Below are 12920 nucleotides of genomic sequence, written 5' to 3'. Positions count from 1 at the left end.
CTACTAGTAACCGCTACTGCTCCCTTTTAACCCATTTTCATCTTGATTGGCTATATCCGGTGTGTTTTTGCTTCATGCTCCACCTGGCTTCAAAGAAGCTACAAACCCTTTATTTCCAACTCTATGTCTTAACCCATTCATGAGGTTTTCCGTGGTTCCTTAAATGATATTTTAAACCTACTCCACTGCAGGTTGACCAGCTACAATAATGTTATGTTATGAATAGTGGTTATACCATTTTCACTTTTAAAATTAATCGGTGAAAGGACAGATAAATGCACTTATGTTTAACGAAAGCTTGAAATTCTAATTAAAAGCACTTGTTTTACGGTTTCCCGTAATAAAATTGTAAGTAAAAACCTACTTTTAGAATAACATAGCAAACAATCAACCTATAAAACAAACTAAATGAGTCTAGAAAAACATCTAAACATGGATCTAAGGAGCAGAATATTAGAATACTCTTTATTTATCGAGAGCTCAATCAATAACTTGCTTATTCAGAATTTACTACTATTTAGTGATAAGAGAACAACTAAACTTTTTAGAAATAATTCAAAAATCAGTTTTCAAAATAAAGTTGATTTATTAGATGCGATTGGGGTGTTGTCGATGGAAGAGTATTCGGACTTTGAACTGATGATGATGATAAGAAATAGGTTGTTGCACGATATGGAATGCGACTCCTTTCAAACCTTATTCAAGCAATTTGACAAAAGATTGGTGCACCGATTTAAAACATTATTACTGGATGGTCAACAAATTTTTAATGAAGAGGCATGTGGTGTTGCTTGTGTTGCATTATTTCAAAAAAACATAGCGTTAATCGAGGATAAAATTAGTTGGAACCAAGCTTCAAGCCATAAAAAATTTGATTTTTTTGAAATACAAATAGAACAAAAAATATTTTATATAGATTTTATTAATGACCTTATCAATGAGGTGTCCATAGCAACTAAAGATTCTCAATTAGAGAAACAAAAAGAAGCGGTTTTAGTGATGGAACTTCTTCAGATTTTAGAAAAGGGTATTCATACGCTAAATATTCAATCAGAAATTGAAATGAAGAGCATCTAAGTTTTTTTAATTTTAATGCAAACATTAACGTATTTTTTGAATCGTCTGAAAACCTATACTATGTTCAATTTGGCAGATCTTTAATTGCTTGAAATCTGCCAAAATCTATAGGCGTCATTCAACAACAGAACACCTTCAAACAATACCTCATATCAAATACATAAACAGTAGGAGTTCACTCCTTGTGAAATTAATTTTCAGATCAATTACATGAAGAAGTAAGATTCGCAGCTGCGGTAGTACATCAACTAGCTACACCATTAGGTGCGGTAAACATTAGTTACTGCAGAGTTGATGTTTACAACAACTGGGTGTTGTATCCCCTTGAGCATTCACATAGCGATCGATTTCAGCAATCAATGAGTGAAGAAAGAGATAGCTGCAATTCGCTTTCGCGAAAGCGGATACAAAAAACAGAGTTGGACTTTAAAAAGAAAGAACTGGATCGCAGCAAAGCACTTTTTGAAAAAGGAGTGGTGTCGGCTCAAGAGTACGAGTTAAAACAACTGGAATATGCGCAAAACGAAAGGGCTTATCAAAGTGTTGGTGCGAGCATTTCCCAGCTCAGGAATCAGTTGAGCAATACCTCCAGCTCGCTAGAAGAAATTAAAATCAACCGTACCAAAGAAGAGTTGCAATTGTATAAATCGGTGATCCAATCCTTTACTCAACTCCAAAAGGCCGTGCGTAATTACGAGCAATTGTACATTTTAAGAGCGAGCTTAAAGGGCAGGTTGAGCTATACCCAAAACTGGAGCGAAAACCAACAAGTGGCGCAAGGAGATCTTTTATTTACCGTCTTTCCAGAAGACGATCAATCTTACATCGCTATTCTTAAAACACCAGTATTAAATTCTGGTAAAATACAAGCAGGACCAAAAACCTTTTTAAAACTGCAAAACTTCCCAGTAACAGAGTTAGGTGTGCTGGAAGGAAAAGTAGCTACCATTTCCCAGGTACCAGATGCCGATGGATTTTATTATGTACAAGTTTCCCTGCAAGATACTTTGATAACGTCTTACAAAAAGGAAATACAATTGCAACAAGAAACCAGCGTCATTGCAGAAACTGTAACTTAGGATTTACGTTTAATAAATCGTTTCTTTTATCAATTCAAAGAGGTTTTTTCTAAATAAGCTTTTACCACACTAGTTAAATCAGTGACGCAACCTTAGTTCACAATTATTTCACAAATAGATCTTTTTAAAAAATTAGTTAACATTGTAGTAAAGAACAAATAAAATTAGCCTAACCTACCTTTAATCATAAGCCTATAGTTTTGTTTTAAACAATCACTCTATATTATGAAAACAAAATTATTAATTCTTTTACTGTTTTTAGTGACAGTTACAACCATTGCTCAAACAGGAAATTTAAAAGGTGTAATTACTGATGGTTATGGCCTTTTTGTGCCTGGTGCAAATGTTTATATTCCATCTTTAAATAAGGGTGCGGTAAGTGATGCCAATGGAGAATATATCATATATAATGTCATCGAGGGTACCCATGAAGTATTCATCCAGTACCTAGGTTTTAAAGATGTAAAAATAACCGTAACTATAGAAGCTGGAAAAACCCAAGTTTCAAATATCAATTTATTAGAAGATGCCGAGCAACTAGATGAGGTTATGGTCACCGGCTTTTCTTTAAACAGTCAGGCCAAAGCTTTAAACACACAACGCAATAAAATAAACGTTACCAATATAGTGTCTACAGACCAGATAGGTAAGTTTCCTGATGCAAATATAGGTGATGCTATGCGAAGAATACCGGGGATTACTATGCAAGTAGACCAAGGTGAATCCAGAAATATTATTGTGCGAGGTCTGGCCCCACAATTGAATAGTGTGACTTTAAATGGTAGTAGAATACCCTCGGCTGAGGGTGATAACAGAAATGTACAGATGGACTTGATACCATCTGACATGATTCAGACTATAGAGGTAAATAAAGCCGTAACACCAGATATGGATGGCGACGCACTGGGAGGATCGGTAAATTTGATCACGAGGTCTTCACCACAAAAATTTAGACTATCTGCCACTGCCGGATCAGGTGTTAACTTTTTAACTAACAAGCGCATACTTACTGGATCTTTTATTTTAGGAGATCGCTCAAAAGACAAAAAATTTGGCTGGATGGTATCTGCGTCAATAAATGATAATGATTTTGGATCTGATAACGTAGAAGGAGTTTGGGTTAATGAAGCTGAAAGTCCACTTACTGGTGAAGATATTACCGTTAATCCTTATCTAGAGGAAAGCGATATTCGTGTTTATTTAGTACAACGTATAAGAAGAAGTTTTTCAGCAAATTTTGATTATGCCTTTAATGCTAATAATAAAATATTCTTTAAATCTATGTATAACTGGCGGGATGATAGAGAGAACAGGTTCAGGCTGCGTTATGATAATATTGAACCAGTTTTTGATAGTGGTACAGAAAATATAAGCGGTTACACAGGAAGGATGCGCCGCCAGACTAAAGGTGGTATAGACGATGATAGACGTAAAAACACTAGGCTAGAAGATCAAAGAATGTATAACTTTACCCTGTCTGGAGAGCATTTATTTGGAAATGTTCAAATGGAATGGATGACCTCTGTAGCAAAAGCTTCTGAAGAGCGAAACAATGAAAGGTATGCATCCTATAGAACAGGAAGTAATATTGATTTATTTGGTGATTTTGGTAACCCTAGATTTCCTTCATTCAGGCCTACTACTGCCAGTCAGGTAACTCTGGATCGATTTAACTTAAATTCCATTTCTGAAGAGAACCAATATACAGAAGAAGAAGATGTTAATGCCTTTCTCAATTTTACCATTCCACAAGACTGGTTTGGATATGGTGATGGTACATTTAAATTTGGTACCCGTTTAAGATTAAAAGATAAATTTAGAGACAACAACTTTTTTGAATTTGAGCCTACAGATTCAAATCCACAAGGTTTTAATACTTTGGCAGATGTCCCTACTAGAGACTATACAGACCCTGGATATTTACCAGGCAGCCAGTACCGCGCAGGAGCTTTTGCAACCGCAGGGTTTTTGGGAAGCCTAGATTTAAACAATGCTTCTTTATTTGATAGAGAAGATATACCTGATGAATACTTAAGAGCTAACTATAATGTGTCTGAAGATGTGTATGCTGGTTATGTAATGGCAAATCAAAAAGTGTCTGAAAAACTGAGTGTTCTCGCTGGTGTGCGTCTAGAAGCTACTACAATAACTGCTACAGGAAATCAAATTGTTGATGAAGAAGAACTATTAGGTCAGGTAACAGATGAAAGTTCTTATGTAAACATTCTACCAGGTGCACACTTAAAATATGATTTGAGTGATAATACGGTATTTAGACTAGCGTGGACCAATACCCTTGCAAGACCTAATTATGTAGACCTAGTGCCTACCATAGATGTGCTGGTAGATGACAGAGAGGTAGTCTTAGGAAATTCTGAATTAGACCCAACTACTTCTATGAACTTTGATTTGATGGCAGAGCATTATTTTGATAATGTAGGTATTCTTTCTGGAGGTGTTTTTTATAAGCGCATTAATAATTTTGTTTACACACAAATAGGCGAGGTAGCTGCAGGTGAAGTTAATGAAGGTTTTGAAACCTTTCAACCTCAAAACGGTGATGACGCTTATGTTGTAGGAGCTGAATTTGCTTTTCAACGTCAACTAGATTTTTTACCTGGATTTGCAAAAAACTTTGGAATATATCTTAACTATACTTACCTAGATTCTAGAGCCAACGGAATAAGAAATGAAGATGGTGACCAAAGAGGTGATTTAGCATTGCCAGGAGCTACTCCTAATATGTTTAACGCATCATTAGGATATGATAATAAAAGATTTACTGCAAGACTATCTGCCAACTATTCTGACGCATACCTAGATGAACTAGGAGGTAATGATTTTGAGGACAGATACTATGACGAGCAATTTTTCTTAGACTTTAATGTGACTTTTGCCATCAATAAAAATTTACGCTTGTTTTCAGATATTACAAATATTACAAATCAGCCGCTTAGATACTATCAAGGGGTAAGAAATCGCACGCAACAGATAGAGTTTTATGACAGAAGGTTCACAATAGGTCTTAAATATGATTTATTTTAAATAGGCCATTTTTAAAACGAGGTGTTTCAACAACACCTCGTTTCTTTATTAACATGGTTTAACTTTTACATTTGCCAAAAAATTGCTGTTTATGTTACTAAAAACCTTAAGAAAATTACTCATCTTTCTCTTTTCAATAGTGATATTGTCTTGTGATAACAATAAGTTACCAGCCATAAAAGCAGATGTAATAACAGAAAAAACGCCACACGATACAGATGACCCGGCTATTTGGGTGAATCAACAAAATCCTGAAAAAAGTATGGTTTTTGGTACCGATAAGGATCCAAATAATGGAGGGGTTTATGCTTTTGATTTAAAGGGTAGAATAATTTCTGAAAAATCATTAACAGGATTAAGCTACCCTAATAACGTAGCTATTGCTTATGATTTTAAAATCAACGATTCGACCCTGACAGATATTATGATGTTTACGGAGCGTGAAAAAAATCAAATTCGATTATTTTCTGTGCCAGATATGAAGGCTTTAGATAATGGCGGTTTTCCTGTTTTTACATACGAAACCGATAGTGATAACAGAAGGCCTATGGGAATTGCGTTATACAAGGATCAATTATCGAATAAAATGTATGCCATTGTAAGCCGAAAAGTAGGTCCTAAACTTAACTATCTAGATCAATACCAGATAGTTGCAAACAATTCTAGAATACAAGCCAATTTGGTAAGAAAATTTGGTCATTTTAGCGGTAAAAAGGAGATTGAAGCCATAGCTGTCGATCAAGAGCTAGGTTTTGTTTACTATGCTGATGAGATGAACTGTATTCGTAAATATTATGCGAGTCCTGAAAAGGGTGATGTGGAATTGAGTTGTTTTGGAGGAGATTACTTTGAAAGAGATATCGAAGGAATAGCTATCGTAAAACAACAAGATCATTCAGGGTATTTAGTGGTTTCCAATCAACAAGCAAACAGTTTTTCTGTTTTTGACAGGAAGACAAATGATTTTATAAAAGAATTAAATTTAGGTACTCGGGGAACAGACGGTTGTGATGCCACCTCTGCGGCATTGGGAACAGAATTCCCCAATGGTTTGTTGGTATCCATGAATAATTCTAAAGAATTTTACTATCACGATTTAAGAAGCATCGGTTTAGATTAAAACCTTTTATTTTTGTGATGCCTATAAAACCCTTTCTTTAACTAGCAAGGGTTTTTTCTTTTTCACCACTCATATACACCAAATTAACAAGAAGTATTTTTCATTAAAATTTTCCATAGAAGGCACGACAAAGGTGCAGCTGCTTTATGAGTGATAACTCCATTTAGGCGCTCTGGTACAAAACAGGCATACTGCAATGCGTTGACTAAAGTGGCAAATAAGTTGAGTTCATTTTAAACAGACGCGGCTACTACCTTTATACGGCTCTTGACGATCTCGGCGAGTTCGCGTGCTTTGACCACGTCCTCTGCAACAACAGTGACATGTCCCATTTTTCTAAAGGGTCGGGTCTCTTTTTTACCGTAAATATGAGGGGTTACCCCTGGTAAAGCGAGAATATCTTCTAAACCGTCGTATATCACATCACCTGTATGCCCTTCTTCTCCTACGAGATTCACCATCACGCTGGCTAGCTTACTGTCCGTAGCGCCTAATGGCAAATTACAGATACACCTGATGTGTTGTTCAAACTGGTCAGTAATCGCACCTTCTATGCTGTAATGCCCAGAGTTATGTGGTCGTGGCGCTACTTCATTGACTAGAAGTTCGCCAGACTTGGTGAGGAAGAGTTCCACAGCCAGTAAGCCTACATGCTCATAGGCTTCAGAAACTTGTAATGCCAGTTCTCTTGCTCGATCAGAGATATCCTTATGGATACGCGCTGGACAAATGACGTATTCCACCTGATTGGCTTCGGGATGAAATTCCATTTCTACTACTGGATAGGTTTTCATCTCGCCACGGGCATTACGGGCAACGATAACCGCAAGTTCCAGATCAAAACCTACCATGTCTTCATAGATACATTCTACTTGGGGTACATCCTTTAAATCACTTGCTTTTCTTATTACTTTTACTCCTTTACCGTCATAACCACCTTCCGCACTTTTCCAGATAAATGGATAGGTTCTATCGTGATCTAGGCTTGGTTTTGGATAGACTTCAAAAGCTGCAGTAGGGATATTTTGATCTTGGTAAAAGGATTTTTGACGTGCTTTATTTCTGATCAAGTTGAGGACTTTGGCACTAGGGGAAACAGCAATTCCTTTATCTTCGAGATCCTGCAGGGCTTGTACATTTACATTCTCTATTTCTAGCGTCAGTACATCGACTTGCTCACCAAATTCCATAACGGCTTCATACTCCATAAGATCTCCTTCAAAATACACATCACAACCCTGAAATGCTGGTGCGTTGTCGTCTTTATCCATGACGTAAGTAGTAATATCCCACTTTCTGGTGGTGTACAGCATCATTTTGCCTAATTGACCACCGCCTAAAATTCCTAATGTAAAATCTGAAGAGAATTGTGTCTGTTTCATGTTTCAAAAATAAGCGGTTAATTTTAAATGAAACTTGAATTGGAACCCGAATTTGAATTCGCATTGGAAGTGTTAGGAGTAACAGGTCAATAGCTTTTTTGTAAGGTTTTTTTTGTCCTTTAAGGATAAGACTATTTACAGTCTTTAATTAGCTTGTTGTTATAAGGATGCTATGCATTTAACGCTGCCGATATCTGCCTTAAACACCTGCGTCATACTGTTCACTAATCATTATCTTTGCAAAAAATGCTTTGTAGTGATTAAGATCCACGATCTTTATTTTAAACCCTTTTTGAGTGCACAGGAAATAGCTGCTGCCGTTGATAACCTCGCCTACCAGCTCAATAGAGATTTTGCAGGTAAAAACCCTGTTTTTTTAGGGATTCTGAACGGGAGTTATATGGTTTTGGCAGACCTTACTCGCAAGTTTCATCAGGATTGTGAAGTGAGCTTTTTAAGTGCTAAAAGCTACGAAGGAACCAGTTCTACTGGTGCTATAGAGCTGGGTGACGAGCTGGATATTGATCTTGCAGGGAGGACCGTTGTCATCGTGGAGGACATAGTAGACACTGGTTTGACTGTAGAGACGCTTTCGCGAAAGCTACAACAACACCAGCCTCAAGAACTAAAAATAGCCACACTATTTTTTAAGCCTGAGGTATATGATCGCGAGTTGAAAATCGATTATGTAGGAAAGAATATTGAAAACAAATTTGTCGTTGGATACGGCATGGATTATAATAATTTAGGGCGCAATTTGCCCGAACTTTACGTACAAACACAACGCATGAAAAACATCGTTTTATTCGGTCCTCCGGGTGCAGGAAAAGGAACTCAGGCCACTCGTTTAAAAGATAAATACGGACTGGTTCACATATCTACAGGAGACGTGTTCCGTTACAATATAAAAAATGGTACCGATTTAGGGAAGCTGGCAAAATCCTTTATGGATAAGGGAAATCTAGTTCCAGATGAAGTGACCATTAAAATGCTCAACGCTGAGGTAGAAAAAACATCAGATGCTGCGGGGTTTATTTTTGATGGTTTTCCAAGAACAGAAGCCCAAGCAATAGCCTTGGACCAATTATTAGCCTCAAAAAATGAGAAAATCGACGGAATGGTAGCCTTAGAAGTGGCTGATGAGGTTCTTGTAGAGCGTTTGTTAGAAAGAGGTAAAGAAAGTGGCCGCCCAGATGATGCCAACGAAGGAGTGATTAAAGATCGCATTGCAGTTTATTACAAACAAACAGCCCCTCTAAAAGAGTATTACGCAGCACAAGATAAGTATTATGGTGTTGATGGAGTAGGAGATATGGACGCCATCACAGAGCGTTTAAGCGTAGAGTTTGATAAGCTTTAAGAACCTGAACTCGAACTCGAACTCGAACTTGAACTTGAACTTGAACTTAAAATTAAAATAGGAGCTCTAGCACTCAACAGATTGGAGCGCAAGCTACGTCAAGAAGGCTTAGGGCAGAAGATTATTTTAAATAGTAAAAATGACTGTTAGCGGTTAACAAAGAAAGGCTAACAGACAACTGAAAATGGAATTATGACTGAAGGAAATTTTGTTGATTATACAAAAGTAACTGTAGAATCTGGTCGTGGCGGTAAAGGAAGTACCCACTTGCATAGAGAAAAATATGTAGAGAAAGGGGGTCCAGATGGTGGTGATGGTGGTCGCGGTGGTCATATTATCCTAAAAGGAAATAAAAACCTTTGGACCCTTTACCATTTTAAATACAAACGACACTTTAAAGCAGCTCAAGGAGGAAATGGGGCAAAGCAACGAAGGACGGGATTGGATGGAGAAGATGTCTTGATCGAACTTCCTTTAGGAACGGTCATTAAGGATACGGAGACCGGTCAAATTGTACATGAGATTTTAGAAGATGGAGAAGAATTTATCATCTGTGAAGGGGGTAAAGGGGGTCGTGGTAACTGGCACTTTAAATCGTCTACGAGACAAACACCACGTTATGCACAAACTGGGATGGATGGGACTGCCCTGGACGTGACTTTTGAGCTTAAGATCTTGGCTGACGTAGGTCTGGTAGGATTTCCTAATGCTGGAAAATCAACCTTATTGTCGGTACTTACCTCAGCAAAACCTAAGATTGCTAACTATGAGTTCACAACGCTTAAGCCTAATCTAGGAATTGTAGAATACCGTGACTTTAAAAGTTTTGTTATTGCAGATATTCCTGGAATTATAGAAGGAGCTGCCGAAGGCAAAGGAATAGGACACCGCTTTTTAAGGCACATAGAACGTAACTCTACCCTGTTATTTCTCGTACCAGCAGATTCTGATGACATCAGTGCTGAATATGATATTTTGGTCAACGAATTGAGAAAATACAATCCAGAAATGCTGGATAAAGAGCGATTTGTAGTGATTTCTAAATGCGATATGCTGGATGAAGAATTGATCGGTCAAATGCGGGAAGGACTAGATGAAGAAGGGGCTTTTAATGGGGCACCTTATATGTTTATTTCTTCTATCTCTCAGATCAATTTGATGGAATTGAAAGATCGTTTATGGGAAATGCTGAATGAGTAAGCATTTGTCGTAGGAACTAATAAAATAGCCTGAATATGAAAACATTCAGGCTATTTTATTTTTGATCACCAAGTACCGTCGCCCTTGGGATTTGAGTTATTTATAGAGCATGTATTTTGATCTAATTTTTTGATAGTTTTCCAGTCCTTTTTCCCATGTGGCTGCAATTTCTTGTGCGCTCATGCCTTTTTCGATCTGAGCTTGTAAGAGCGTTGTTCCGGCAAGTTTGGTAAAAAAGGGATTGAAGAAGTTTTGTTTTGATGGCGCTTTCGCGAAAGCGTCTACTAAAAATTCCAACTCTAAATGATCTAGTTTTTTATAACCTCTAAGATCTACTCCAAAGCATTTCTTCCCGTTAAATGGAGGTCTTTTAGAACCTTCATTAGGTGTCGGAGTAAAGGCAAAGTCAGTATATTTTGCTAAGGATGGAGATCCATACACCTGAAATTGCATTTCTGTACCTCGTCCCACACTTACTTCAGTTCCTTCAAAAAAGCAAAGGCTAGGATACAGGTTGATCGCTTGATCATTAGGTAAATTAGGAGATGGTTGGATAGGAATGCTGTAGGGAGTAGCATGGGTATAATTCGTGCACTTGATAATTTCTAACTCAGCTTGTAACTGCTTGTCCAGCCATTGTTCACCATTAATCATCATCGCATATTCTCCTATAGTCATACCGTGTACCACAGGGACCGGGTGCATGCCTACAAAGCTTTGGTGTTTTTTTTCTAATATAGGTCCATCGATGTAATGACCGTTAGGGTTAGGACGGTCCAAAATGAGGAGTTTTCGGTCGTAAGCGGCGCATGCTTCCATGACATAATGTAGGGTAGAAATATAGGTGTAGAATCTAGCACCCACATCTTGAATATCAAATAAGACAAGGTCTATATCTTCTAGTTGTTCTTTAAACGGTTTTTTGTTGTCGCCATAAAGAGAAATGATAGGTATGCCTGTTCGTTCATCTACTCCATCTTTGATGCTGGCTCCAGCATCAGCAGTGCCTCTAAAACCGTGCTCTGGAGCAAAAACACGTTTGATGTCTATTCCATGAGCCAGTAAGGTGTCGACTAGATGTGAGTAACGCACTTTATTTCTAGTATCCCATTCTTTAGAAATAACGGTATCTCCAGTTTTTACGACACTAGTTTGGTTTCCCACTAAGGCAACTCTTTTTCCTTTGAGTTTTCCAATCCACTCTCCCAATAGATAAGCCGCCGGAATAGGTTCGTTATCATTTGTTTCTACGAGAAGCCTTTGACCTTGGAATTTTTCAAGAACAATTTTTTCTTCTTTAGGAGAAGTGGGTGTATTGTTGCCATTGGTTTTAGAATTACAGGAAGTCATTCCTACAACCAAAGCGATTATGGTATATTTGAATATGGAATCAAAAAAAGTGAATCTAGAGTATTTCATTGCTAAAAGGGTACAAAGTAGTACAAGTTATAAAAATAGCGTAAGTGCGCCGATTATAAAAATTGCAGTGGCTGCAATTGCAATAGGAATTATTGTGATGCTAATCGCTATTGCCACTGGCGTGGGCCTGCAAAAAAAGATAAAAGAGAAGGTCAGTGCCTTCAATGGTCATGTAAACGTGTCTTTTTTTGACCGCAATAACTCCATTACCAGTATAAAACCCATCTCTAGCCATCAAGATTTTTATCCAGATTTTACGGCAGTACCAGAAGTTACCCATATTCAAGGCGTAGCTACAAAAGGCGGGATGATACGTACTTCGACCGATTTTGAGGGGATCATTCTCAAAGGAGTGGGAAGTGATTACGATTGGAACTATTTACAAGACTTTTTAGTGGAAGGTAAATTGCCAGACGTGGCTCAGGAGCAAACCTCATTTGATATTCTTATTTCTGATGATATTGCTGCTCGCCTACAATTAAAAGTAGGGGACAAGGCACCAACTTATTTTATGAAAGCTAATGGTCAAGAGCCAATAGGAAGAGCTTTTAGAGTTTCAGGAATTTATGATAGCGGGCTAGAAGAATACGATTCTAAATTTATCATAGGAGATATCAGAAATATACAACGCATCAATAAATGGGATGCTGACCAGATAGGAAAGTTTGAACTATTTATCAAAGATTTTGACCGACTTACCGAAGTAGGAAGGGCCATCCAATTGAATACGCCGTCTGAATTAAATGCAAGAACCATTGAACAAGAACTACCAGCAATTTTTCAATGGTTGGCATTATTAGATGGAAATATTTTTGGAATAATAGGCATCATACTTATCGTAGGAATCATCAATATGATTACGGCATTACTAGTGCTTATTTTGGATCGTACCAACATGATAGGGGTTCTCAAGTCTTTAGGGGCTTCTAATTGGACGGTGCGTAAAATCTTCCTTTATAACGCCATGAACCTGGTGTTTAAAGGACTCGTCATAGGAAATGTCATCGGTTTAGGTTTGATAGGAATCCAATTCTATTTCAGTCCGTTGACCTTAGATCCTCAGTCTTACCATGTGACCGAGATGCCAGTTTATATCTCGTGGTGGCACGTGATCGCCTTGAATTTAGGAACTTTTGTAGTGTGTTTAATCGCTTTAATTATCCCTACCCTGATCGTCAGTAAAATCAGCCCTGTAAAGGCGATGCGATTTGAGTAACTCATAGGTGGACCCTGCGGTT

Annotated in this window: 9 protein-coding genes; 7 read left to right on the top strand and 2 right to left on the bottom strand. The window is 37.7% G+C overall.

The genetic code is table 11. From position 1 onward, the window contains the following. Positions 1 to 408 precede the first annotated feature (408 nt). From KG732_RS01955 to KG732_RS01940, 4 genes are all read left to right on the top strand, one after another. The gene (locus KG732_RS01955; protein WP_213520676.1) at positions 409 to 1077 is read left to right on the top strand and encodes a hypothetical protein; all 669 of its coding nucleotides are present in this window, start codon (positions 409 to 411) and stop codon (positions 1075 to 1077) included. Between the two features lie 359 nt (positions 1078 to 1436). Continuing rightward, on the top strand, positions 1437 to 2156 hold the full coding sequence (locus KG732_RS01950) for an HlyD family efflux transporter periplasmic adaptor subunit (RefSeq protein WP_213520674.1): 720 nt from the start codon (positions 1437 to 1439) through the stop codon (positions 2154 to 2156). 225 nt (positions 2157 to 2381) lie between these two features. After that, on the top strand, positions 2382 to 5201 hold the full coding sequence (locus KG732_RS01945) for a TonB-dependent receptor (protein WP_213520672.1): 2820 nt from the start codon (positions 2382 to 2384) through the stop codon (positions 5199 to 5201). A gap of 91 nt (positions 5202 to 5292) precedes the next feature. After that, entirely contained in the window at positions 5293 to 6321 is a 1029-nt protein-coding gene (locus KG732_RS01940; protein WP_213520670.1) for a phytase, read from the top strand. A gap of 233 nt (positions 6322 to 6554) precedes the next feature. On the opposite strand, the gene purK is transcribed toward KG732_RS01940, so the two are convergent. Continuing rightward, a complete protein-coding gene (gene purK, locus KG732_RS01935; protein WP_213520667.1) occupies positions 6555 to 7703 on the bottom strand; it encodes a 5-(carboxyamino)imidazole ribonucleotide synthase in 1149 nt (382 codons plus the stop codon). Positions 7704 to 7959: 256 nt separating this feature from the next. Between purK and KG732_RS01930 the strand changes: the two genes are divergently transcribed. Together KG732_RS01930 and obgE are read left to right on the top strand one after the other, a co-directional pair. After that, entirely contained in the window at positions 7960 to 9063 is a 1104-nt protein-coding gene (locus tag KG732_RS01930) for an adenylate kinase (RefSeq protein ID WP_213520665.1), read from the top strand. Positions 9064 to 9255: 192 nt separating this feature from the next. After that, complete coding sequence (gene obgE, locus KG732_RS01925; RefSeq protein ID WP_213520662.1) at positions 9256 to 10263, top strand: GTPase ObgE; 1008 nt, start codon at positions 9256 to 9258, stop codon at positions 10261 to 10263. Between the two features lie 96 nt (positions 10264 to 10359). Here obgE and KG732_RS01920 read toward each other — a convergent pair whose 3' ends face one another. Then, entirely contained in the window at positions 10360 to 11682 is a 1323-nt protein-coding gene (locus tag KG732_RS01920; RefSeq protein WP_292892405.1) for a DUF1343 domain-containing protein, read from the bottom strand. Here KG732_RS01920 and KG732_RS01915 point away from each other — a divergent pair. Next, positions 11648 to 12898: an FtsX-like permease family protein gene (locus KG732_RS01915; RefSeq protein WP_300980271.1), complete on the top strand. Its 1251-nt coding sequence runs from the start codon at positions 11648 to 11650 to the stop codon at positions 12896 to 12898. The genes KG732_RS01920 and KG732_RS01915 overlap by 35 nt on opposite strands. Positions 12899 to 12920 lie beyond the last annotated feature (22 nt).

The organism is Nonlabens sp. (genome assembly GCF_018401815.1).
Lineage (GTDB): Bacteria > Bacteroidota > Bacteroidia > Flavobacteriales > Flavobacteriaceae > Nonlabens.
The sequence above is the reverse complement of the archived record's forward strand: the minus strand, read 5'-3'. Positions and strand labels throughout refer to the sequence as shown.